A 23416-nucleotide genomic window follows, 5' to 3' on the forward strand; every position below is an offset into this window, starting at 1 on the left:
CATACTACACTTGTATTACCATCCTGTCTATAAATTTAAGGAGAAAAATCATGCATACTATCGCTCGTACCCCAACCACCGAAATGGAAGTTACCAGTATTCGCTTAGAGCGAGAACTTAAAGATAAACTCAAAGAGATAGCTGGCAATCAAGGGTATCAAGCCTTGATCAGAGATATCCTTTGGAATTATGTCCAGCAAAAGTCAGGTGAGTGGAAACCCAGATTTTCACAAGCAGATATTCGAGCTAGTATAGCGGCCACAGCTCAGCAAGAAGAACGTTGTGTACTTACAGGTCAACTAATTCCACCTCAACAACCTATGTTGTTAGGATTAACGAAGAATGGCGATATGGTTCCTCTCAGCGTCGAGAGTTTGCGTGCATAGCCCTTAATTACAGTGAATGCAGCTCAGTTGCCTTCATAAGTAACAGGCTGCATTCATCATATTGAGCTTTATCAATGCTCTAATTTTGAATACCACTTATAAAACTTATATAGGACTCCTATTTGATTAAGGAACACGATTCAGTACATATCTATCCCTTCTTAACTGTTCCCTACCTACACAAATAAATTCACCGAATCAAACCGGATTGCTATAGCTTAACCCCATGTGCGACTTTTTCAAAACTCTTATTTCGTAAGCATTCCAGAAATGAGCGATTTAGATAAAGACTAAACATTAATCCCCAAAATAGTTAATATGACTAGGTTTTAGTCTTTTACGAAATATTAAGTCACACATCGCGTTAGGTTATATAGAGAATAGGAACTCAACAAAAATATCAAGCACTTATGGGTACTAAGCCCTAATGGATAAATCGTCTAAATTTTATGTATTTCTACTGGTACGATATTTAACCATTAATTCAAATGAATAAAAAAATGGCTGACATCCGGAGAGCAAATGCTAAAATTAATACTTGTGCCAGGATCAACTACAGTATTAATACGGTATTTGTTTTCATCTTGTCGCCTCAATTCTAGAAGATTTACGGTTTATGTATACTTACAGACAGGATATCCTAGGTCAAAGTTAATCAACCAAGTCTATAGAAATTGTCTGCATTTAAGCCTGATCAAGCATTTTGATGTATTTAAAGCATTTTAATACGTATGCAAAAAACTATTTAATATACCAGTATATTGGTGATTTTTAGAGAAAAAGGCTACAACAGCTAAAAGAAAGTTTTAATAAAAAATTTTTAATTTATCAAGTGGGGCAACACCACTAAAACAGAAGAATATGTCAAGAAATTGGGTGCAAAAAAATGGGGTCATTATCTAAGAGTGTGCCAGCAATGAAAAAGCGTTTATCACTGCCGTCACCGTGTCCAAATGACCTAGAGCAACTACAATCACACTCGGTCAAGCTGATGCAGCATCAGGAAGAACTAGCCCACCAGTTGACACAAAGAATTAATCACATTATTGCCAGTAGTCCAGCCACGGCGATAATGCTGCAAGAGATTGCTCAATTGTTAGGAATTGCTTTCAAAGTGGATTGCTGCTGCTTAATTACGGTGACAAATGAAACGTCAAGCGAAGTTGCTAATGCGAATTGGTGTTCTGATGAATACTTAGAGATGCCGCACTCCAGCGAAATGTTCTCTATGGAACGGTTGCTGATGGACTTACCAGTAGTCCAATGTGCCGCTGAAACGTTGACCATAGAAGACATCTCGACAATTCAAAATAGTTTGGTAGTTGGATGTCAATACTTACCACTACCAATCAAAGCAGTTTTGGCAATTCCGGCTCGATTTGGAAACAAAAACAATGGTGTAATTAGTCTGATCAAATTCCAACCCTATGATTGGAGTGAGTCAGAAAAACAATTATTAAAATCGGTAGAGTCTTCTTGTGCGATCGCTTTTTCTCAGGTAGCACAAGCACAGTTAATTGCCAGTCAACAGCAGTATCTGCAAAAGACTAACCAACACCAAAACTTGATCAAGCAATTAACCATACTAAGTCGTACTAACTTGGAGTTAAATCAGATGCTCCAGTTAGCAATCGCTTCTACTGCCGAATCTCTCCAGGCAGATCGAGGCTTGCTCATCCTGCTTAAATATACAGATCCATTATTTAGATTTCAACAAAAAAAACAAATTCCTAATGCCAAAGCTACCGTTGTTGGTGAATGGAAGCGGGAATCGCCAACTCTTTACCTTGATAAAATAAACACATTAGAGCAGTCATTTTCTGTTTTAAGTTGTGATTTATGCCAACGTGCCTTTACAGAAGCGGGTAAGCCAGTCATCATCGACTATACAGATTTTCAGGATACATCAACAGTTGCCCGGTTGTTTGCAGTTGAGGTGTTACCTGCGGTGCTGTTAGTGCCACTAGAAAACCAAGGCAAGATTTTAGGATTTTTGGTGTTACAGCAAGCAACAGCTCGCAGTTGGCAACTAGCAGAATTAAATCTTGTGGAAATGGTCTGCGCTCAAGTCAGTAATGCCATAATTCAGTCACAGACATTGCGACAAGTACAGACTCTAGTAGATGATCGTACCGCGAAGCTCAAAAGTAGTCTGGAACTCCAGGGAAAATTACACGAAAGAACACGGCAATATGTTGAGCAGCTGCGAGAACTCAACGAACTCAAAGATGAATTTCTCAGCAACATGAGCGATCGCTTGCGCTATCCTCTAACAAATATGCTGATGTCAATCAAAAATCTACGTCTGCCGGGAATAGCTCCAGAGCGTCAGGTAAGATACTTGGATATTTTAGAGCAAGAATGTACTAAAGAAATTAACTTAATTAATGATTTGTTGACACTCCAAAAATTAGAGTCTCACCAAGAACCGCCACAATTTGAAACTATTAATTTAAATTCTAAAATTCAGGGATTGGGAATATCTTTTGAGAAAAAGCTGGTAGATAAAGGATTAAGTATAACCGTAGATTTACCAGAGGAACCGTTAAATTTACAAACCGAACTAGATAGTTTTGACCGCATCCTCCAAGAACTGTTAACTAATGCTTGTAAATACTCAGAGCGTGAGACTACTGTCCACTTGCAAGCTTTTCACCGAGTTGAGCAACAAATCGATCAAGTTATTATTAAGGTAACTAACATAGGGCGTGGCATATCTGAAGAAGAAGCGACCTATATTTTTGATCGGTTCCGTCGCGGTAAAGGTCGCTGGACACCGGGTACTGGCTTAGGACTGGCTTTAGTTAAGTCTTTGGTACAGCATCTAAATGGGGAAATCACAGTAGAGAGTGTGGCAATCTTAGATTCTCAACTCAGCGAAATTTGTTTTACCCTAACCCTGCCGCAATTTTCTGACGAAAGCAAACCATATTCTGAAAGTGACTGAACAACACAACACCATAGATGATTTTGAACTCATCGCCCCTGGTGAGGATACAAGCTTAGAAGATTCTTTGACTGCTAACGTGGGTGATTTGCCAGTTGTAGGAGTCCAAATTGAGAAAATAGCAGAACGACAGCGGCAAATCACTGCTAATGTGCAAATTCCCCACTCTATTGAGCAAACCTGGAAGGTGCTGACAGATTACGAAGCCTTAGTTGATTTCATACCTAGCCTTGCTAAAAGTCGCTTGCTTGAACATCCTAATGGTGGCATTCGACTTGAACAAATAGGCTCTCAGCGCCTACTGAATTTCAACTTTCATGCCCGTGTAGTTTTAGATTTAGAAGAATGTTTCCCCAAAGCAATTAATTTCCAGATGGTAGAGGGAGATTTTAAAGGTTTTTCTGGTAGCTGGTGTCTAGAGCCTTATTCTTTTAGTGAATATGTAGGAACAAATCTTTATTATACCATCCAAGTTTGGCCCAAACGGACTATGCCAGTGGGTATTATTGAACGTCGCCTCAGTAATGATTTGCGGTTAAACCTTTTAGCTGTTTACCAACGTGTGCAACAGTTAGCTAATCAAAATTTCTAGAAAAGCAAGTGTTTAATCAAAATCTAAGTCTCGTTGTTGAAATACCAGAGTTAGATTTTTCTTTACTTAAAATACCCCCAGGGGAATTCGAATCCCCGTTACCTCCGTGAAAGGGAGGTGTCCTAGGCCTCTAGACGATGGGGGCATAAGACTCAGACCTTTTATAAATTAACGAATTTTCTGCTTGATGTCAACAAATTCTGTGAAGAAAGTTTAGGAAGCAGCTAAACTGATGGTATTAACAGGCGATCGCCGATCAATACTTAAATAATTTCAATGCTAGAAATGAGCAGATAGTAGGTCGATGTCAATAATTATCGTTGGGATAAAGCAGGGGGAAGCACTTCGGCTACGCGGTATTTGAGCCTTATTTACTTTTATTCACATAGTTTGATTTTATTTCACCGACTTACTTATTAGAAACTTTCAGCAAAGAAATTATCCAAATTTCTCAGATAATACATTTCTCTTTCTCCCTGCTTTGACAACGATGGTATATCTTTTTAGTTGGAAATCTTTGATTATGGAGTAGGAGCAGTCGGCTGTGGGTTTATTGTTTGGCTTGGTGGAATCTGTTCGATTGGAATCAATGCTTCCATCACCGACTTAACAATTGGTGCAGCGACAGTAGAACCATAAGCATTTTCTCCTTTTGGTTCATCTGCCAATGCCAACACTACATAACGAGGGGATTCCACTGGTAAAATTGCCACAAAACTAGTAATTCTAGCACCCTTAATATAACCACCAGAAGGACTAGCTTTTTGGGCTGTGCCAGTTTTACCTCCAATGCGATATCCCGAAATTTGCGCTGATTTGCCACTACCTTCAGAAACAACAGTTTCCATCATTTCTACTACTTTTTGAGTGATCGCACGAGAAAAAATTTGACGTGGTGCGGGGCGAGAAGGTGAGTAATGCATCTGCCCTTTACTATCGATTAATCCTTGAACTACATGGGGTGTGACTAGTTTGCCACCATTAGCTAAGGCTCCGTGCAGTTGCACCAACTGTAGTGGTGTTAAAGAAAAGCCTTGCCCAAAGGAGCTAGTTGCTGGTTCAATTGGTGAGGCAATAAATTCTTCTTGAGTTTTGAGACGACCGCTAACTTCAAAAGGTAAATCTGTATCGACTTTTTGTCCTAATCCCAGGCGTTCTAGCCAGTTATAGTAGACCGAAGGACGCAATCGCTGGATAATTTGTACCATGCCAATATTGCTAGAAGTTTGCAAAATTTGAGCAATGTTAATTCGTCGATAACCGTTGACTACAGCATTTTTGATGACTCGGTCAGCGACTTTGATAGTACCGCGATCATCAAATACATCATCTGCTTTAATGACACCATTTTCGAGAGCGATCGCCACATTTAAAGGCTTGAAAGTTGATCCCGGTTCATAAAGATCCGCTACCGTCCAATTTTTAAACAATGATATATCCGCTTTTGAGTACTCATTGGGGTCATAGGTAGGCTGACACACTAAAGCCAGTAGGGAACCATCTAAGGCATCCATTACGATGACTGCGCCGCGTTTCGCGCCAAACTTCTCTAATTGTTCTTTGAGAGCAATGCGAGCAGCTCTTTGTAAACGACTATCAATAGTCAGTTGCAATTGTAAGTCATCAAAATGTAGAAATCCTTCTGGTGCATGATCCGGCATTAAAGCTCCGTTACCCGCCCGACTCAAACGCACCGTCTGCATAGAACGTTCTAATAACTTCTCTTGACTATATTCCACCCCTGCTTGACCACGACGGTCAGTGTTTACATAACCCACCACAGCAGCAGTTAAATCTTCTGTCGGATAAAATCGTGAGTATTTTTGAATTAACTCCAAGCCATTTAAACGCAATGTACTGATGCGATCGGCAGTTGCTTCTGGTAAGGCAGAAGCAAGTGTAATTCCACTTTTTTGACTTTGAAAAGTTTTTCTTAATTCAGCAGGGCTTTTGTCTAGTATTGGGGCTAGTTGCTCTGCCATTATTTCATTAGACTTCTCAAACAATTTGGGATGAGCGAACACTGTATATACAGGACGGTCAATTGCCAATACATTTTTATTCCGATCCACCATCAGGCGACGAGGCGTGAAAGGTCGCAAATTTACCATTTGTTGGTTTCGTGCTTTCTGCGTTAGCTTGAAACCTTGAACAATTTGTATTCTGTATAAATTAATGCCTAATCCCAAACCTGCGGCAATTAATATACCCCATACTATTAACACTCTGGATTTGGTATTCGGAATCTGGTCTTGGATTTTAGAGGTAGGTGTCTCTATCCCCTCTCGCCTGAAAGACTTTGGTCGCCTCGTAAATACTGACCGCCAAAAATTTCTCAATTTTGATTTGTTTGGTGACTTCTGTATTGGTTTCATCCGTTGTCTTTCATTATGACTAGTTCACCACATCTACTTTTACAAATTTGTAATCAGGACTTAAGTCCTGACTACAAACACTGCGAAATTGTTCTACTAGAGTACTAATCATTTGTCACAAATTGGAGTCATAATGATAAAAACTAAACGATCTTTGACTTTTGAATTTAGTATCCTAATGGCGAGGGAATATACTGTTGCGTTTGCGACTTTGCTGTTTTGCTAGAGGGTGTTAGATGAGAACCATCAGATGCTGGGGGCAGAAAAATTGTTCTTGCTGGAGTTGGAGACACCAATCCTGTTGTTGGTCGTTCTGCTTCCTCAGCCATTTTGTTGGTCAAAGTTGCATTGGTTGTTGTTAGTTGTCGCTCATTACGTTGTAAGTTTTGGAGTCTACGATAGTCTTGGCTCCAAAGTTCTTGCGAATACACTGTCCAACCATAAACCACTAGGGTTGCTCCTACCAAAAAAAACGCCACAACTGAGGAATAATGATGTAAGTTGTACAGTCGCAATAACCACAAAGGTACTGCTTTAGAAGTAGATACTACAGGTAGACGGTGGGAGCCAGTCTCTAGACTTTTCTGTTCTGGACTTGAATGCTCTTTGGTTGTAGAAAACGATAATTTTTTTGAAGAACGCTGTTGTTTTAAAGAGGATACTGATGAAGGTTCAGCAGCAAGTGTAGATACACTCTGTACGGCTGGACTAAGACGTGCGGAGCGTTGCTTCCCTGTAAATGCGGTGTAATCTCGTTTACGAGCAGCTGCCATAAGTTTTTTAGGATTAGAAATAACGTATTGTAGACCAATTGTCTGTTTTTTATCAGGTTAAAATTGCTTTTTGGGTGATCATGACTTAACACACCTTGAATACTTCTGATAGTTAGCTGTACCCATATTTGCACAACTTGGTGATTGCAAGGCTTGCAGTGAGTAAGCAGTCATTGGAAAAACCGAATCATTAAAGGTATTGCATCTAAGTATGGCAACCTCATACAGAAATGGCCAAGATTTGGTAAAAACTAAAATAAAAGAATTTTTGGTATGATAGCCTGATTGACCACCGACCTTGATCATCTGCATTCGGTAATTAAGTTACTTGGCTGTGGGCTTGGACATCAAAGAAAGTAAATAGTCTACTGCATAATAACTAAACTAAAAAAAATCAACCTAAAGTATTGTTTTTAAATATGTAATTGCAAGGCCTTTAAAAAAAAAGCAACAAATAGGTTATCTTATTCAACAGGCGAAATATTTTTAATGCCGCATTTGGTGAAAGAGGAGTTATGAAAACAAAAATCCTTGGTTTGGCTCTAATGTTAAGTCTGGCAGCATTTGTCGGAGCTTGCGAAAATACTAATGAACCAGCTGGAACTACTACTCCAGCACCTGGTGAACCAGCTGACACGGGGGCTACTCCTACTGTTACTGCTACACCTACTACAACACCATAGTCGTAGTATAATCACGCCCAAAATTATGTTAGTGATGGAGTCCATCACAGCATAGCTTAGGGTAAGTAATTTTGGGTGTGTCTATCGTCTACTGACTGTAATGTTGTCATTGGATAAAAGCCTTAAGTTTGCCAAAGTATCCGCCAACTTTGGGTAGCAGGTATTAGGACACTTGTGAAAATGGTGATTACCGCAACTAAGTGTCCGCCTGTAATTATTTATTTGGAGTAACTCTTAGCTAGAACGTAGCAAGTTTAGTCAGAATTTACTGACATAAGTATTTTGATATAGCTAAGACTATGTGGATATCGAAAGCTAAGAAAAATTCTCAATACTCATTTAAAATTGCTATTGACTATTTCCTGATAGTCTGTTCTTCGCTGGAAACTGGTTTATCCAGATTTTATTTATTTAAAATTTAAACATATATCTATCTTTTGCAGATTAGCCTGTGATGACCAAAATAATTACTAGTTCGTAATTACTTGGTGTCATAGCTCCCACCAAATTCAAAATTGGTGGTGTTCTAGGTGGGGGCTTGAACCCACCACTTAGAAGCACTACGAATTACGTAAAGCCTGCGGCATAGCTGCGCTGAGAGCGTAGCGGGGCGTAGTCCATTAAATACTCATGCAAAATTAAATTCATTTATGGACAGAGGGAACTCTTCACACAGAAACAATCTGTGTAATTAATTCTGCTTAGGTACTTATCAATTACGAATTATGTTGACACCTAATAGTAAATGTTTTTAATATGGTTTTATACCAATTTTAAACGCTCTGAAAAATCAAAAAATAAGCTAATGAGCATTTAAATCGCATAGAAGTAAGGCTGTTCGTGCAACGCTTCTGTAGAGTAGCCTTTATATAAAGGGTAGTCGCATAGTCATGAAACAGATAAAATTTTCTGTTTTGAGTGTCAGCGCTAGTATTCTAGTGTGGTTAAGTAGCCATTGGTTGACGGTAGTTATAGCGTTACCGCCACCAGAAGATACACCAGAAGAAATATTACGGACAGAGATTATTATAGATGCGCGATCGCCTATTGATGGTAAACCTCTAAATGCTGCCGAATATGCACAATTACAAGAGCAGTTGCAAGTCAGTCCTCCACCTAAACTGAGTACTAATTTACGCCAGACTATTTACTTAATACGGATACGTAACGCTTTACGCCAGTTTTTTCCCTTTCTGGATTTTTGATGAATTTTTCAACTACTGATAGATAGACATTTGCCTTATATTCTCTATCTTTTGACTCCTCACCTTTCTCAGAAGGACTGATGACTCATTCTGATGTACGATAACGGTGGCGACAAAATGCAAATAAATGTAAAGAATATATATAGATATTACACAGCAAATTTAGTCAATTACATTATTTAGACGTAGGTAGCCTCATGTCCATGACCACGATTGCCCCTGAACAGGTTAACCGTATAGTTTGGAATCAACATCACGATCCCTTTGAAATATTAGGTTCCCATCCCATAGAACAAAACGGCAAAAATGTCTGGGTTGTGCGAGCCTACCAACCAAATGCTAGCGCTGTATGGGTAGTCCTTCCTGAACAACGACAGGAATATCCAATGCAAACTGTGCATCATCCTCATTTTTTTGAATGCACCATTGAAATAGCAGAACTAGCAAACTACCAGTTAAAGATTAAAGAAGGAGAACATGAGCGTGTCACTTATGACCCTTACGCCTTCCGTTCTCCTCGTTTAACAGACTTTGATTTACACTTATTTTCCGAAGGCAATCATCATCGCATCTACGAAAAACTGGGAGCGCATCCTACAGAAATAGGTGGTGTTAAGGGTGTTTATTTTGCCGTATGGGCACCTAATGCTCGTAATGTTTCGTTGCTGGGAGATTTCAACCTTTGGGATGGGCGCAAACACCAAATGCGTAAAGGCGCTACTGGTGTTTGGGAATTATTTATTCCCGAAATTGGTGTCGGAGAGCATTACAAATACGAAATTAAAAATTTTGCAGGACACATTTACGAAAAATCTGATCCCTACGGTTTCCAGCAAGAACCTCGCCCAAAAACAGCATCTATTGTCACCGATTTAGATGCTTACAACTGGGGCGACGAAAACTGGATGGAAAAACGCCGTCATACTGACCCCCTCACCCAACCAGTCTCAGTTTATGAAGTACATTTAGGTTCTTGGTTACACGCTTCTAGTGCAGAACCACCTAAACTGCCCAATGGTGAAAATCAACCTGTAGTTCCTGTTTCTGAACTAAATCTTGGCGCACGTTTCCTTACTTACAGGGAATTGGCTGATAGACTTATTCCCTACGTCAAAGAGTTAGGATACACGCATCTGGAAATGCTGCCCATTGCAGAGCATCCTTTTGATGGTTCTTGGGGTTATCAAGTAACTGGGTACTATGCCCCCACCTCCCGTTTTGGCACTGCCGAAGATTTCATGTATTTTATTGACAAATGTCACCAAAATGATATAGGGATAATTGTGGATTGGGTTCCTGGTCACTTTCCCAAAGATGGACATGGTTTAGCTTTCTTTGATGGTAGCCACTTATACGAACATGCTGACCCTCGTAAGGGCGAACACAAAGAATGGGGTACTTTGGTGTTCAACTACAGTCGCCACGAAGTCAGTAATTTCCTCGCAGCAAATGCTCTCTTCTGGTTTGATAAGTACCACATTGACGGGATTCGGGTTGATGCTGTTGCTTCCATGCTTTACAACGATTATTGTCGTGAACCAGGAGAATGGCTGCCTAACCAGTACGGAGGTAGAGAAAACCTAGAAGCAGCAGAGTTCCTCCGTCAGGTAAATCACATCATTTTCAGTTATTTCCCTGGCATTCTCTCAATTGCGGAAGAATCTACCTCCTGGCCGATGGTATCTTGGCCAACCTACACAGGGGGACTGGGATTTAACTTGAAATGGAATATGGGTTGGATGCACGATATGCTGGACTACTTCAGTATGGACCCGTGGTTCCGCCAGTTCCATCAAAATAACATCACCTTTAGTATGTGGTATAACCATAGCGAAAACTTCATGCTGGCACTGTCCCACGATGAAGTAGTGCATGGTAAGAGTAACATCATCGGCAAAATGCCGGGAGATACATGGCAGAAGTTAGCTAACGTGCGTTGTTTGTTTGCTTATATGTTTGCTCACCCAGGCAAGAAAACTATGTTTATGAGCATGGAGTTTGGACAATGGAGTGAGTGGAATGTTTGGGCTGATTTAGAGTGGCGTTTATTACAGTACGAACCACATCAACAATTAAAAACATTTTTCCAGGATTTGAATAATCTCTACCGTTCTGAGCCAGCCTTGTATACTCAAGATTTTGCGGAGCCTGGGTTTGAATGGATTGACTGTAGCGACAACCGCCATAGTGTAGTTTCTTTCATCCGCCGAGATAAAGATTCTGATGATTTTGTTGTTGTAGTTTGCAACTTCACACCTCAACCTCATTCTCACTATCGTATAGGTGTTCCAGAGCAAGGATTTTATACTGAGTTGTTTAATAGTGATGCTCGTCCTTATGGGGGTAGCAATATGGGCAACTTAGGTGGTAAGTGGACAGATCAATGGTCACTGCACAATCATCCTTATTCGCTGGATTTGTGTCTACCGCCCTTGGGTGTGTTGATTCTCAAGTTGGATCAGAAGAAGACTGCCGAAGCCTTAGGATCTTAAAGGTGAGGGGTAGGTATAATGCTCATCAAAAGGCGATCGCCTTTTGATGAATCACAAACTCTTCCTCTAAAGTTTTTGACTAGCTATAGCTTGGCTCTCCTATGTCAAAATGAAGATAACTTACTACCTCAAGGTGAGCGATCGCTCTGAAAGCTAGATAAAGGATTGACCTGAGAAATGGTAGACCCAACCAATCATAATCAAGCGGGAGAGGTGGCTCCCAGCACTGTTGACAAGCAAGCCCCCACTGTCGCTGAAGAAAACGCTCCTACTACTAAAGAACCAGTAGCAACAGATATCCCTACTGCCAACACGCCAGATCCCAAAGCAGCAAACCCGAAAGTTAATCCTGATGCTGCTAAAGAAACTACTGCACCTCCCAAGCAAGAAAAACCAGCTGCCGCTAAAGCTGCACCAGCAGGAGACAAACCAGCCGCCAAAGCCGCAAAAAAAGAGAAACCCCCCGCTGTTGAAGATAAACCGTTTGTAGAATTTATGCAGCAAGATTATTTGCCAGCATTGCAAACAGCAATCAAAGAGCAAGGAATACAAGATTTGCAGCTGTCTTTTGCCAAGCAAAAACTTCCTGTTGCTGGCTTAGGATCAGCTGAGGAATGTTGGCAAGTTATAGGTAGTTGGCAAAATGGTCTGCGCCAGTTTAATGTATATTTCCCTGATGAAGATATTACTGGCAAAAAAGGTTTTTCTTGTAATGAAGGTAAAAGACCTAGCACTTTAGAGTCATTTCTCATTGATGAGCGCAAAATTACCCTTGACTTACTGGTATTTGGCTTAGTCCAGCGTTTGAACGGTCAAAAGTGGCTAGGTAGAAATTAGTTAAGTTCATAGTCAAAAAAAGGGATTAGGGACTAGGAACTAGGGGTGTACTTGTAAAGGTGTAATGTATTTTTCTTGCTGCTTTAGTGGTTAAAAAGCCAATTTTTTAACCACTGAGGCTCTAAGACACCAAGATGAACACTATGTATTAGCTTTTCTACTCTTGTAATCGTCGTACTTGGATTTGGTGTACGCGTGGTCCTACAACTGACATCACAGTAAATTCAAGATTTTCATAGAAGAAGGTTTCACCTTTGATAGGCATTTTCTGTAATTGATACAGCAAAAAGCCTCCTAGTGTCTGATATTCCTTTATTAAAGGTAAATTAAGATGCAAGACCTCGTTGAGATCTTCTAAGTTGACCTGGGCTTGCACCAAAAATGTCTGGGGGTCTAACATCTGAATCAGCAAGTCGTCGCTAGTTTCATGTGCGCCTGCATCACCAATAATTTCAGCAATGACATCTTGAATTGTCACCAATCCCACAGTGCCGCCAAATTCATTTACTACTATGACCATAGCTGGTTTTTCTTGCTGCATCATTGGCAATAATTCACTCAAGGGCGTATTTTCCGGTACGAACCTCGCCGGACGCATCCAAGGTTGAATATGTGCTTGTGAAGTGAGTTTTCCTACAGCTAAGGGTTGTGCTAAATCTCGGAAGTAAACTATGCCACGAATGTCGTCTAAAGATTCTCCAATCATGGGATAGCGAGAATGACCAGTAGATGCCATTTCTTGGAGTAAGCTTTGGAAAGAAGCATCTTTTGGTAATGCTACAATGTTGGTACGAGGGATCATTACATCTTGTGCTGTTACGTCCCCAAACTCAAAGACATTATTTAACAGTTCTCGCTCCGAAAGCTGTAAACCAATAGATTCTCGTTCTGTAGAAATAATCAATTGTAATTCTTCTGAAGTTACAGGTTGTCTCCAACTTTGGCCAGTGTATTCGATGCCAAAAAGTCTTAACAAACAACGGGTTGATTGGTTAAGAATCCAAATAAAGGGGCTGAAAAAGCGCATGATTGCTTTTACCGATGGCCCCAAAAATCGTGCTAATTGTTCTGAATAAAGTATGGCGACCGATTTGGGACACAGTTCCCCTAAAACAATTTGCAGATAGGCAATCAAGAAAAAGGCGATGGGAATTGATAGAGAATGAGCCATAAAGTTGCTTGCTCTTTCTGGTAGAGGCCAAGATTTTAGCCATGCATTTATTAGCACGGCAATTGAACTTTCTCCAATCCATCCCAGTGCCAAACTAGAGAGGGTAATGCCTAATTGGGTCGTAGATAGCAGTCTTTCAATACTACGTTGCAGACCCTCAACAGCGATCGCAGGAATATCGCCAGCTTTGACAAGTTGATGAATACGCGATCGCCTTACTGTCACCATTGAAAATTCCGCCGTCACAAAAAAAGCATTGATGGCAATCAGCAACAGCACTGATAACAATCGCAGCCCCACATCCGTCCAAATTAAGTCAGGAAAACCACTCACCGCTAAAGCTCGTGTAAAACTCACGCCCGATATCAATCAGGACTGGGATACTGGGTATTATGGAAAAATTTTCCTAATCCCCAGTTCCTAGTCCCCAGTCCCTATTCCTAAATCTAAAGCAGCCCCGCCACCCTTGCTACAGGAATATTTGATACATCTAGCTTCAGTTTTTGAGCAGGATAATCTGTCAGAGAAAGGGATATTTTATTCACATCATCCAGTAAAGCGGTAGGGATACTCACTGTACCTGAAAATGCTGGGCCATTTGTAGGTAACTCTGCTGGTAAACCTTCTGTGCTAGCGCTCAATGTTCGTCCTTTATCATCGGTAACATCCAAAAAACTGTATAAAAAGCGCACGGAATCAGCACCTTTATTCTGCATTTTTACTTTCAAAAGTAAATCGCCGCCAGAATAGCGAACCGATTGTACAGAAAGGGTAACGCCCTGATTTTCAGCGGTAACTGGAAATCCTGGCTGGAGTTTTTCTTCAACTACTTCCTGGGGTTTCTCTTCTGGCTTTTGTTTGCTGCTTTTGGTTTCTTCATCATCTTCATCTAGTTTTTCTGATTTAGCAGCCTTGGTCTTACCCTCTATTCGTGCCTTGACAATTTTCAGGATTTCTTCTTCTTTTAATAATGTTAAGCCTGCCTGTTGCGCGTTAGTTGCCTTATTGCTAGCGAATTTAGTTGTAGGACGGCCATCTGGCGTTGATACACCCTTAAGTGCTGAACTTCCCAGAGTAAACCCCAAAAACGCACTCAAAGAACCTGCTCCCAACATGAGAATTAACAAAATTAACGTAAGAAGTACAGTGGAATTTATTTTCATCGCTGACAAGCTATTACAAAAAAATACTGTTTCATACTGTCAAAGTTTTGAAGTTATGTACCTCAATCCTTCAAAGAACTGAATCAATACTAGTTCATGCTTAAATTATGTAGTATATAAAGTCTAGTAAATTATTTTCGAGGTTCCACTAGCGATCAACTTACGCTACAATTTAAATTCGACCAGGGTTGGCCGAGCGGTTGAGGCAGCGAACTCATAATTCGCCCAAGGCAGGTTCAACTCCTGCACCCTGGATTTAGTCTATAGTCAATTGTCAGCAAAATACAGCTTATGGACTCTTGACTATAAACTGCAAGAAGACAGCTAACAAGCTCTAAAATTTACCGGGGTGGTGCATTTTCAAAGCTGAACTCAGTACCGACTTTCAGTTGGTTGGCATTCAAGCGGGGAGACATCAGCAAGGATGTATCGTAAGGATTTGGTAAGTCTGGAGTCCGAAGATACGGATCATTGCCAACTTGCTGGGTCAAAACATCTTGATAGAGAGTATTAATTAATTCAGCATCGCGGGCAATTTCATTTTCTGGAAACGAATTACGGAAACCCGAACCCGATCCTAAAAAGGAGTCTATTTGGCGTTTAATTGTGCCATTTTCGTAGAAATTGCGATCGTGTCGAAAAAAAGCTCTCTCAAATACATCATTTGTTGTTTCATAATTGGGTGCTTTGGTTTCAGCAGATGCAATTTCAGAAACACCAAAACCAGTAGCTAACAGCACTAATAAACCACCAAGGGTTTTAACTTTTATACCCATATTTTTTACTCCTCATTTTTTGGGTAAATCTTAACTTATGCTTAATTTCAGAACTCCAAAGAGTTCAACCTTTGGTGTAGCACAACTTTTAATGTTTTGTAATGACGTATCCTACTGAAACCCTTACCCAATCAGATATTTGTGCAGCTACTACAGATTTGACTACTCTGCACCACAAACTACTAGATTTATTTTGTCAACTTGCTTATCAAGAAGGAGACTTTGTCCTATCTTCAGGACAAAGTAGCTCTTACTACATTAATGGGAAACAGGTTACACTCCACCCCCAAGGTGCTTTGGCAATTGGTCGCATTCTTTTATCCCTATTACCAGCAGATACCCAAGCTGTAGCTGGTTTGACATTGGGGGCTGATCCAATTGTTACAGCAGTGAGCGTAGTTTCTGCGTATGAAAATCGACCGATACCAGCGTTGATTATTCGTAAAGAAGCCAAAGGTCACGGCACAAAAGCTTATATTGAAGGCCTTAATTTGCCGGAAGGTACAAAAGTCGTTGTTTTGGAAGATGTCGTTACTACTGGGAAATCTGCAATGAAGGCTGTTGAGCGTCTTCAAAAAGCTGGTTATACAGTCGATACAGTAATTTCACTGATAGACCGACTACAAGGGGGAGCAGAATTTTATCAGTCAGTAGGGTTGAAATTTCAGGCTGTGTTTACGATTGAGGATATTCAGCAAAGATATCGTCAGCTAAAAAATTAGTGGTGCGATCGCAGTTATCAAATTAAATCAACTCAGTAGGGTTGTTGTACTGCGATCGTAATTTTCTTATTGGTGAAGTACGCCGCTTTAGTCTTTTTTTTTAATGACAAAATCCGCAGACGTTGGCACAAAACGCTTGATTAGCCTCGCACCTGATAATTGGGTAAAATGGGTAACACAAATTCCTGATCTAACAGCTAGTGAAATACTAAATTCTGAATTTCATTGGATAAGTAGACAAAGTGATGTTTTAATCCGCGTCGAAAGTTCTCAGCATGGAGAGTTTCTTGTTCTTAACGAATTACAACTGCGCTATCAAAAAGAAATGCCGCGAAGAATGCGCGCTTACGCCGCGCTCGCAGAAGAGAAGTATAATTTACCCACTTAGGGACTTCCAAGAAATAAATTAATCAGCAAAAATCATAAGTTAATCTTTAAGAGATAATGATAATCATTCTGAAAGGGTAAGAGGTGGTTGCCGTCGGCAACCACCTCTTACCCCCTCAAACACAGAAGGAAAAGTCTGCATCTGCACTCTGTAAATAATTTCAGTGCAATATCATAATTAATATTCATGTTTTTAGATTTAAAAACTGAAGAGTGAAAATTAAGTGCTGCCACAACAAATATCAACAAACCATTTGCCTAAATCGGGAAATTTTTCATGTTCCGAGTTAGTGAGTCTTTCTATTTGTTTTTCAACAGCAGACATAGCCTCCTTAGTAAGAGTAACCCCAGTTTCATAAGTTTGAGTCACTAACTTAACCACAGGATTCTTACCTTTCCACGTCATGTTTTGAGCAAATTTTAAAGCGGTTGCAACTTCATCTAAAATACTGCCATTCCAAGAATTTTCTAATATCCCCCATACTCGCTCGATGGGATTATATTTGCTGTGATAGGGTGGATAGTAGGCTAAACGTATATTCAGTTGATATTCATGAACAAACTCAACGATACGTTTCATAAACTGGGTACGTCTAGAATTATTATCTGTCCCATTATCCTGGTTAATAATCAGGGTTTTTATTGAGGAAAATCGCCAACTCTCACTCTTCCAAAAATCTTCTAGAACGTCTACAATAAAATCACTCGTTACATTAGACTCTGTAAAGTATAAAAATAGTTCGTCTAATTCTGGAAGGAAGATGCCGTAAGGAGTTACGGTAGTTTTTGGATGAAAATTATGGTCTTCTGTTTCTGTGACAACTCGGTTTTTACCTCCTCTGTCAAAGTAGCCAATATCTACACGGGCTTTGGCATCCAGACTGAGACGTAAGATACTTGGATCATCCAGGGCGGATTGATTAACTATTGCTAATTGTTCAAAGATTGCGTCTGTTTCTGGAATTTTTTTTGAGGTAAAACTTTTGCTACTCGCTTGAGTCTATAACCTAAATCATTCAATTTAACTCTCATTGTTTCTTCAGTAGGTAACTGTTCATCCGTATAACCAAATTTATCAATTAATAGCTTTCTGACCTGACTAGCAGTTAGGCGTGTATACAGCCTTTGGCTTTTAAAACTTGGATCTGTTTGGCTTTGGAAATCAACTAATTTTTTGATATCTTCTAACAGGTTTGGTAAATGCTCTTCTACTTTCCATCTACCCCTAGCTGAATAATTATCTATACAACTAATCCCACTGGTTAGTTCTTTAATTCCTTTACGAATAGTATTTCTATCCCAGCCCAATTCTTTTTGAGCCAGTAATTGTCCTCCGTAACCTAATTCCATGACAATTTGTGCTTGAAAACGCCGCCTTGCTGCACCTTTGAGTTGGTTTGCTGTTTCCTTGAATACTTTTTTGACTGAATCAGTTAATTCGAGCAACACTCCTGTCCACCCACAAAATTCCCTCCAAATTGAATTTACTACGAATAGGGGGGAAGGAGAAGCAGCCTGCGGCTGCTTCTCCTTCCCCCCTTAGAATGATTATCATTATTATAATTGGTCATTTTATTCCTTGGAAGTCCCTTACCCTGTATTAATCAACATTCTCAAACTCACCAATTTAAAAATACCTACAAGTTTTGTATCAAATATTGCGGGTTTACGAGCTATTCAAGATTATCGCGTGATTAACTTGTGGGAAGTTGATGTGAACATTGTCTTTGAGCAGTCGTTACCCTCATTACTTCCTTTTGTGCCAATTCTTAAAGGTGGTGAAAACGAGACTACAATTAGAGAAGCGCTACAAATGCTTCGTGCTGACGAACAATTAAACCAACTAGAAACCGTCCTAGCTTTTTTTGCTACTTTTGTATTAGATAGCGCCTTAGTTCAAGAAATTATGAGGTGGGATATGGCTGTATTACGCGAATCACCTTGGTACCAAGAAATTGAGCAGCGTGGAGTAGAAAAAGGACGGCATATAGGCGAAGCACTAGGAAGACAAGAACAAATGTTGTCAAATATCGAAATGAGTTTAGAGGTAAAGTTTGGCAGTGAAGGATTAGATTTGATGCCACAAATCAGCCAAATTTCTGATTTAGAGCGCTTAAAGGCTATTTTACGGAGTATTGTTACAGCAAATACGCTTGAAGAATTGCAACAGATTTTGTAATGCGATCGCTTTTAAGCAGCAACCTGATAGATAAGCAAAAATTTCTTATTTCATCAAAGGGAGAAGGTCAAAGTCTTGGCGAATTTCTAAAAGCGATCGCTCTAATAATGATTCAAAATTTAGGAATGGAAAATAGCATTGACGCTGGCGATTTCTCCACAAAATTACTATTAATTCTGGTAATAATCTTGGCAAAACTAAAAAAATGGAACCATATAACCAAAAAACTCCATGCTGTTTAATCAAGTCGTCATACATGACGCGAATTGCTGGACTAATGGTTGAGTCTTGAAGTGTACTCAAGTGATCACGAAATTTGTAGTCGCTTGTCCACCAAATTAAGGGCAATAATTTAAGTTCATCATACATCCCTGTATCACAACCATAGATAATATGACTGACATCGTGTGCAAGCAGAATTTTTGCAAATTCTGGAGGTAATTTTTGAGGATTAGTAAGATTTGGATTCACAGCATAGTATTCATCTAGTCCTTGCTGTAGTGTCTGGGTGCTGTGTTTATTTGTATAAAAAGGACGAGGACATTTACTCATCTAGCACTCTCTTTTCTTTACGACACGGTTTCGTAAATATAATAACACTTATGAGTGATGCCGCTAAAAAGCCGCTAGGAAGACCCCGGAGTACTGAAGCCCATCAAGCTATGCTGCAAGCAACCTTAGAACTTTTAGCAGAAGTTGGTTTTGATGCTATGAGTATTGATGCGATCGCGACTCGTGCTGGAGTGGGAAAACCCACCATTTACCGCCGCTACTCTGGCAAAGAAGAATTAGTTGCTGATGCAATTGAGAGTGTGCGACAGGATGTTGTCATTCCTGATACTGGTAATCTCTGGAGCGATATTGATGAATTAATCAAGAATGCAGCGCAAATTTCTTTGAGTCCTTTGGGGCGGAAGACTGTGGCTATGATTATTAGCAGCGCATCAAGCAATTCTCAGTTTGCGGAAATTTACTGGACAAAATATTTACAGCCACGACGACAAGCCTTTGCTGTGGTACTTGAACGAGCAAAAGCCAGAAATGAAGTTCAAGCAAATTTAGATCCTGGTTTAGTCTTTGACAGCATGAGTGGCATTATGCTTTATGCACTCATATTTCAACCCACACCTGAATCATGGGAAGAATACGTTCGTCGTGCTTTACGTCTTTTTCTGTAATGTATTGCCAATACTAAGAATAATCGTAGACTTTGTTTATATAGCCCCAGATTTCAAGTCTAAGGGCTATTAATTTTTAATTAACTTTGTGCCACAGGTTCTTTTGCCAAGAACTTCTCAAGTTCTGTCAACGCATCAGCATCAACCTTGGTTTGCATAGGACAGAACTTAGGCCCACACATCGAACAAAACTCAGCCGTTTTATATATATCTGCGGGCAAAGTTTCATCGTGATATTCCTTAGCTCTCTCTGGGTCAAGCGATAATTCAAACTGACGGTTCCAGTCAAAGTTATAACGGGCTTGGGAGAGTTCATCATCTCTATCTCTTGCACCGGGGCGATGTCTGGCAATATCTGCCGCATGAGCCGCTATTTTATAGGCAATCAGCCCATTCCTGACATCTTCGGCATCGGGCAATCCTAAATGTTCTTTTGGTGTAACATAGCACAGCATCGCTGTACCGTACCATCCTGCCATTGCTGCCCCGATCGCAGAAGTGATATGGTCATAGCCAGGAGCAATATCTGTGACTAAAGGTCCCAACACATAGAAGGGTGCTTCAGAACACTCTTCCATTTGCTTACGGACGTTGAACTCAATTTGATCCATTGGCACGTGTCCAGGCCCTTCTACCATCACCTGCACGTCATCTTCCCAAGCTTTGCGGGTTAGTTGTCCGAGGGTTTTTAATTCGGCTAATTGTGCGGCATCTGAAGCATCATGAGTGCAGCCAGGGCGTAGGGAATCACCTAAACTAAAAGAGACATCGTATTTTTTGAAAATCTCGATAATGTCTTTAAAGTGAGTATAAAGTGGGTTTTGTTTGTGATGATGTAGCATCCACCGTGCCAAAATCCCGCCACCACGAGAGACAATACCAGTGATGCGATCTCTAACCAAAGGTAGATGTTCAATTAAAATCCCGGCGTGAATAGTTTGATAATCTACACCTTGTTGAGCATGTTTTTCGATGATATGCAGAAAGTCATCGGCGGTCAGGTTTTCAATTGTACCGTGGACACTTTCTAAAGCTTGATAAACTGGCACTGTACCAATCGGAACAGGCGAAGCATTGATGATGGCGGTACGAATTTCATCTAAGTTACCGCCGCCTGTGGACAAGTCCATTACGGTATCAGCACCGTATTTCACTGCTAAATTCAGCTTATCCACTTCTTCTTGAAGATTAGAAGAGTTAGGAGAAGCGCCGATGTTAGCATTTACTTTACATTTAGAGGCGATGCCGATCGCCATCGGCTCTAGATTTGTGTGATTAATATTCGCCGGGATGATCATTCGTCCCCGCGCCACTTCTTCACGAATAAGATCAGCAGGGAGATTTTCCCGCTGGGCTACATAGTGCATTTCTTCGGTGATTACACCTTGACGCGCATAGTGCATTTGAGAAACATTGCTCTGCCCACGCCGTTTAGCAACCCATTCTGTCCGCATATTAAAATCCTCAATAAACAGCTTCCCTCCGCTGGTATTACCCAGACTCAGGTGTTAAGGGTGTGATCTCAGCCTGTAATCTCAGGCACCCCTAGCATGGATGTAGTGTATCACTTTGTTTATGATTGCGGTTATGGGTGTTTACAATTTATGAATATGTCAAAAAACGCAAAGTTTTCAGCGGTTTATTTACGCTGTACGGGTCAGTTGTCATACCATTTCACGAAATTTTTGATACAAATTACTTTTCTTACTCCCTCTGCCTTTAGTCACTGAGTTTCGACACTTCGACAGGCTCAGTGCGGCGCTGCGCGGCAGTTGAGCGTAGCCGAAACTCAACTACCGCGTAGCCGAAGTGCTGCTTCCCCTGCTTCCCCAAATTTATCGACTTCCAAGTAAAACGGTATGAGGCACTGCTAGGCGATGGGGTTTTTTCTATGCGTTTTCATGAAGAATTAATATAAGTAAAATTAATTACTATTAATCCTTACAATCACCAGAGCGTAGGCACTCTCCTGTTTGTTCATCTCTGGCAAATATCTGCCACGGCGCTAAGTGTAACTGAGTATTTTTGCTGTGAACAGTTAAAACATTGATTATAGAGATCTGGTCTTTTAAAATTGGTATGCTACCACTACTAGCAAAGCTGGCCTCGGCTGCATACAAGTAAACAGGTAATACCATCAATCCGATGCAAATTGTTCGATTCATACAAGCCTCAGCAAAAAATTTCCGATCGCGTTATGTGTAGACACCATCTTGAAAAACCGGAGTTTAAAAACTGAGTATTGTATATTGATGTTGGGTCAATTAATTTAATGTTAGAGATTTCCAGAAAATAAATTATCCAATTTATTCAGATTATATTTTTCTTACTTTCCCTGCTCTTGGTCACTGAGTTTCGACACTTCGACAGGCTCAGTGCGGCGCTGCGCGGTAGTTGAGCGTAGCCGAAACTCAACTACCGCGTAGTCGAAGTACTGCCCCTTGCTTGCCCAAACGTATCAACTTTAAAGTAAAACGGTATTACTAGCCGCAGAGACGTGATTTATAAATTATAGTTTCCACCGTTGTTGAGGGTAGAGTATGTCTACAAGATGGCTTCCCAATTAACTTATGCAGAGTCCAACTTGCAAATCAGGACAAAAACCTCCAGCAGTCAAAAATATATTTTGGTAGCTGCTTCCCCAGATAAAATAGTTAACAAATGTTGCCTACTAGCTAACTCATGACACCTTCACAAGATGTAGACACTATACCTACTCCGGATATTGATCCAGAAGAATATGACAACTCGGAAATCGATCCTTTTGATGAGTTGCCAGGAGAGGTCGAAATGTCTTTGTTCGACCATCTAGAGGAGTTACGACAGCGGATTTTCTACTCGTTGATTGCTGTAATAATTGGTGTTGTCGGCTGTTTTGTTGCCGTGAAGCCGATTGTGCAGTTATTGGAAGTCCCAGCGCAAGGAGTAAAATTTCTCCAGCTAGCTCCGGGAGAATATTTCTTTGTTTCGATTAAAGTTGCTGGCTATAGCGGTTTAGTACTTTCTAGTCCTTTTATTCTTTACCAAGTTATTCAGTTCGTTCTGCCTGGACTGACTCGCCGTGAACGTCGTTTGCTGGGACCTGTAGTTTTGGGGTCAAGCGTACTGTTTGGTGCAGGGTTAGTATTTGCCTACTTGCTTCTCATCCCCGCAGCTTTGAGATTTTTTATTAGCTATGGAGCAGATGTAGTAGAGCAACTGTGGTCAATTGACAAATATTTTGAGTTTGTTTTGCTGTTGTTATTTAGCACTGGTTTATCATTTCAAATTCCTATTATCCAACTTCTGTTAGGTAATTTAGGTATTGTTTCTTCTGAAAGAATGATCGCCGGTTGGCGTTTTGTGATTATGGGAGCAGTGGTTTTAGGAGCCATTCTCACACCTTCAACTGACCCCCTCACCCAAAGTTTGTTAGCAGGGGCAGTTCTGGGGCTATATTTTGGTGGTGTTGGTTTAGTTAAGCTGACAGGTAAATAATGAGGTGAAATCAGGGGCTAGGAGCTAGGGACTAGGGGCTAGGGATTATGTACCTCATGTCATTGGAAACTGC

At 40.5% G+C, this 23416-nt stretch carries 20 protein-coding genes, 2 tRNA genes, 2 pseudogenes and 1 riboswitch; of the genes and pseudogenes, 14 read left to right on the forward strand and 10 right to left on the reverse strand.

What is annotated here, in order from left to right; all coding sequences use genetic code 11:
• Positions 1–50 precede the first annotated feature (50 nt).
• The 3 genes from QI031_RS11695 (at position 51) to QI031_RS11705 (ending at position 3925) form a co-directional block, all read left to right on the forward strand.
• Complete coding sequence (locus QI031_RS11695) at positions 51–386, forward strand: ribbon-helix-helix domain-containing protein (protein ID WP_281485326.1); 336 nt, start codon at positions 51–53, stop codon at positions 384–386.
• A gap of 916 nt (positions 387–1302) precedes the next feature.
• Entirely contained in the window at positions 1303–3333 is a 2031-nt protein-coding gene (locus QI031_RS11700) for a GAF domain-containing sensor histidine kinase (RefSeq protein ID WP_281486000.1), read from the forward strand.
• Complete coding sequence (locus QI031_RS11705) at positions 3326–3925, forward strand: SRPBCC family protein (RefSeq protein ID WP_281485327.1); 600 nt, start codon at positions 3326–3328, stop codon at positions 3923–3925. Before QI031_RS11700 ends, QI031_RS11705 begins: the two co-directional genes overlap by 8 nt.
• Before the next feature lie 72 nt (positions 3926–3997).
• Here QI031_RS11705 and QI031_RS11710 read toward each other — a convergent pair.
• From QI031_RS11710 to QI031_RS11720, 3 genes are all read right to left on the reverse strand, one after another.
• Positions 3998–4070 (reverse strand) — tRNA-Glu (locus QI031_RS11710).
• 376 nt (positions 4071–4446) lie between these two features.
• On the reverse strand, positions 4447–6291 hold the full coding sequence (locus QI031_RS11715; RefSeq protein WP_281486001.1) for a peptidoglycan D,D-transpeptidase FtsI family protein: 1845 nt from the start codon (positions 6289–6291) through the stop codon (positions 4447–4449).
• Positions 6292–6467: 176 nt separating this feature from the next.
• On the reverse strand, positions 6468–7073 hold the full coding sequence (locus QI031_RS11720; RefSeq protein ID WP_281485328.1) for a hypothetical protein: 606 nt from the start codon (positions 7071–7073) through the stop codon (positions 6468–6470).
• A 515-nt stretch (positions 7074–7588) separates the two neighbouring features.
• On the opposite strand from QI031_RS11720, the gene QI031_RS11725 reads away from it, so the two are divergent.
• From QI031_RS11725 to QI031_RS11745, 5 genes are all read left to right on the forward strand, one after another.
• Complete coding sequence (locus tag QI031_RS11725; RefSeq protein WP_281485329.1) at positions 7589–7756, forward strand: hypothetical protein; 168 nt, start codon at positions 7589–7591, stop codon at positions 7754–7756.
• Between the two features lie 890 nt (positions 7757–8646).
• Entirely contained in the window at positions 8647–8961 is a 315-nt protein-coding gene (locus tag QI031_RS11730; protein WP_281485330.1) for a hypothetical protein, read from the forward strand.
• Between the two features lie 197 nt (positions 8962–9158).
• On the forward strand, positions 9159–11453 hold the full coding sequence (glgB, locus tag QI031_RS11735; protein ID WP_281485331.1) for a 1,4-alpha-glucan branching enzyme: 2295 nt from the start codon (positions 9159–9161) through the stop codon (positions 11451–11453).
• 18 nt (positions 11454–11471) lie between these two features.
• Complete coding sequence (locus tag QI031_RS11740) at positions 11472–11603, forward strand: hypothetical protein (protein ID WP_281485332.1); 132 nt, start codon at positions 11472–11474, stop codon at positions 11601–11603.
• 27 nt (positions 11604–11630) lie between these two features.
• Positions 11631–12290, forward strand: coding sequence for a DUF2996 domain-containing protein (locus QI031_RS11745; RefSeq protein ID WP_281485333.1), 660 nt, complete (start codon positions 11631–11633; stop codon positions 12288–12290).
• A gap of 157 nt (positions 12291–12447) precedes the next feature.
• Here the strand turns inward: QI031_RS11745 and QI031_RS11750 are convergent, their stop codons facing one another.
• Positions 12448–13794, reverse strand: coding sequence for a hemolysin family protein (locus tag QI031_RS11750; protein WP_281486002.1), 1347 nt, complete (start codon positions 13792–13794; stop codon positions 12448–12450).
• 113 nt (positions 13795–13907) lie between these two features.
• Positions 13908–14624 carry a hypothetical protein gene (locus QI031_RS11755; protein ID WP_281485334.1) on the reverse strand — a complete coding sequence of 239 codons (717 nt, stop codon included), beginning with the start codon at positions 14622–14624 and terminating at the stop codon, positions 13908–13910.
• 182 nt (positions 14625–14806) lie between these two features.
• On the opposite strand from QI031_RS11755, the gene QI031_RS11760 reads away from it, so the two are divergent.
• A tRNA-Ile gene (locus tag QI031_RS11760) sits at positions 14807–14879 on the forward strand.
• A gap of 86 nt (positions 14880–14965) precedes the next feature.
• On the opposite strand, the gene QI031_RS11765 is transcribed toward QI031_RS11760, so the two are convergent.
• Positions 14966–15400, reverse strand: a complete 435-nt coding sequence (locus QI031_RS11765; RefSeq protein ID WP_281485335.1) for a hypothetical protein — start codon at positions 15398–15400, stop codon at positions 14966–14968.
• Between the two features lie 101 nt (positions 15401–15501).
• Here QI031_RS11765 and pyrE point away from each other — a divergent pair, with 101 nt between their 5' ends.
• Together pyrE and QI031_RS11775 are read left to right on the forward strand one after the other, a co-directional pair.
• Positions 15502–16122 carry an orotate phosphoribosyltransferase gene (gene pyrE, locus QI031_RS11770; protein ID WP_281485336.1) on the forward strand — a complete coding sequence of 207 codons (621 nt, stop codon included), beginning with the start codon at positions 15502–15504 and terminating at the stop codon, positions 16120–16122.
• A 103-nt stretch (positions 16123–16225) separates the two neighbouring features.
• A pseudogene (locus QI031_RS11775) lies at positions 16226–16507 on the forward strand (transposase); the annotation flags it as partial.
• 222 nt (positions 16508–16729) lie between these two features.
• Here QI031_RS11775 and QI031_RS11780 read toward each other — a convergent pair.
• Positions 16730–17955, reverse strand: a protein-coding gene (locus tag QI031_RS11780) for an ISAzo13 family transposase (protein ID WP_425526025.1) whose coding sequence is annotated in 2 segments (ribosomal slippage) — positions 16730–17472 and positions 17472–17955 — 1227 coding nt in all. Because the reading frame shifts where the segments join, the coding sequence is not laid out codon by codon here.
• A gap of 145 nt (positions 17956–18100) precedes the next feature.
• Here QI031_RS11780 and QI031_RS11785 point away from each other — a divergent pair.
• A pseudogene (locus QI031_RS11785) lies at positions 18101–18688 on the forward strand (RpnC/YadD family protein); the annotation flags it as partial.
• Between the two features lie 45 nt (positions 18689–18733).
• On the opposite strand, the gene QI031_RS11790 reads toward QI031_RS11785, so the two are convergent.
• Positions 18734–19240, reverse strand: a complete 507-nt coding sequence (locus QI031_RS11790; RefSeq protein ID WP_281485337.1) for a hypothetical protein — start codon at positions 19238–19240, stop codon at positions 18734–18736.
• Between the two features lie 50 nt (positions 19241–19290).
• Between QI031_RS11790 and QI031_RS11795 the strand changes: the two genes are divergently transcribed.
• Positions 19291–19866, forward strand: a complete 576-nt coding sequence (locus QI031_RS11795) for a TetR/AcrR family transcriptional regulator (RefSeq protein ID WP_281485338.1) — start codon at positions 19291–19293, stop codon at positions 19864–19866.
• An 80-nt stretch (positions 19867–19946) separates the two neighbouring features.
• Here QI031_RS11795 and thiC read toward each other — a convergent pair whose 3' ends face one another.
• Both thiC and QI031_RS11805 read right to left on the reverse strand, forming a co-directional pair.
• Positions 19947–21320, reverse strand: a complete 1374-nt coding sequence (gene thiC, locus QI031_RS11800) for a phosphomethylpyrimidine synthase (RefSeq protein WP_281485339.1) — start codon at positions 21318–21320, stop codon at positions 19947–19949.
• A 6-nt stretch (positions 21321–21326) separates the two neighbouring features.
• A riboswitch (TPP riboswitch) is annotated at positions 21327–21423 on the reverse strand.
• 377 nt (positions 21424–21800) lie between these two features.
• Entirely contained in the window at positions 21801–22031 is a 231-nt protein-coding gene (locus tag QI031_RS11805) for a hypothetical protein (RefSeq protein ID WP_281485340.1), read from the reverse strand.
• Positions 22032–22548: 517 nt separating this feature from the next.
• On the opposite strand from QI031_RS11805, the gene tatC reads away from it, so the two are divergent.
• Positions 22549–23343: a twin-arginine translocase subunit TatC gene (tatC, locus tag QI031_RS11810; RefSeq protein WP_281485341.1), complete on the forward strand. Its 795-nt coding sequence runs from the start codon at positions 22549–22551 to the stop codon at positions 23341–23343.
• Positions 23344–23416 lie beyond the last annotated feature (73 nt).

It is taken from the genome of Halotia branconii CENA392 (assembly GCF_029953635.1).
Taxonomy (GTDB): domain Bacteria; phylum Cyanobacteriota; class Cyanobacteriia; order Cyanobacteriales; family Nostocaceae; genus Halotia; species Halotia branconii.

Excerpts from the sequence above, each read along its gene's own strand:
- QI031_RS11695 (WP_281485326.1), top strand. The coding sequence starts at position 51 with ATGCATACTATCGCTCGTACCCCAACCACCGAAATGGAAGTTACCAGT.
- QI031_RS11700 (WP_281486000.1), top strand. The coding sequence starts at position 1,303 with ATGAAAAAGCGTTTATCACTGCCGTCACCGTGTCCAAATGACCTAGAG.
- QI031_RS11720 (WP_281485328.1), bottom strand. The coding sequence starts at position 7,073 with ATGGCAGCTGCTCGTAAACGAGATTACACCGCATTTACAGGGAAGCAA.
- QI031_RS11725 (WP_281485329.1), top strand. The coding sequence starts at position 7,589 with ATGAAAACAAAAATCCTTGGTTTGGCTCTAATGTTAAGTCTGGCAGCA.
- QI031_RS11730 (WP_281485330.1), top strand. The coding sequence starts at position 8,647 with ATGAAACAGATAAAATTTTCTGTTTTGAGTGTCAGCGCTAGTATTCTA.
- glgB (WP_281485331.1), top strand. The coding sequence starts at position 9,159 with ATGTCCATGACCACGATTGCCCCTGAACAGGTTAACCGTATAGTTTGG.
- QI031_RS11740 (WP_281485332.1), top strand. The coding sequence starts at position 11,472 with ATGCTCATCAAAAGGCGATCGCCTTTTGATGAATCACAAACTCTTCCT.
- QI031_RS11745 (WP_281485333.1), top strand. The coding sequence starts at position 11,631 with ATGGTAGACCCAACCAATCATAATCAAGCGGGAGAGGTGGCTCCCAGC.
- QI031_RS11755 (WP_281485334.1), bottom strand. The coding sequence starts at position 14,624 with ATGAAAATAAATTCCACTGTACTTCTTACGTTAATTTTGTTAATTCTC.
- QI031_RS11765 (WP_281485335.1), bottom strand. The coding sequence starts at position 15,400 with ATGGGTATAAAAGTTAAAACCCTTGGTGGTTTATTAGTGCTGTTAGCT.
- pyrE (WP_281485336.1), top strand. The coding sequence starts at position 15,502 with ATGACGTATCCTACTGAAACCCTTACCCAATCAGATATTTGTGCAGCT.
- QI031_RS11790 (WP_281485337.1), bottom strand. The coding sequence starts at position 19,240 with ATGAGTAAATGTCCTCGTCCTTTTTATACAAATAAACACAGCACCCAG.
- QI031_RS11795 (WP_281485338.1), top strand. The coding sequence starts at position 19,291 with ATGAGTGATGCCGCTAAAAAGCCGCTAGGAAGACCCCGGAGTACTGAA.
- thiC (WP_281485339.1), bottom strand. The coding sequence starts at position 21,320 with ATGCGGACAGAATGGGTTGCTAAACGGCGTGGGCAGAGCAATGTTTCT.
- QI031_RS11805 (WP_281485340.1), bottom strand. The coding sequence starts at position 22,031 with ATGAATCGAACAATTTGCATCGGATTGATGGTATTACCTGTTTACTTG.
- tatC (WP_281485341.1), top strand. The coding sequence starts at position 22,549 with ATGACACCTTCACAAGATGTAGACACTATACCTACTCCGGATATTGAT.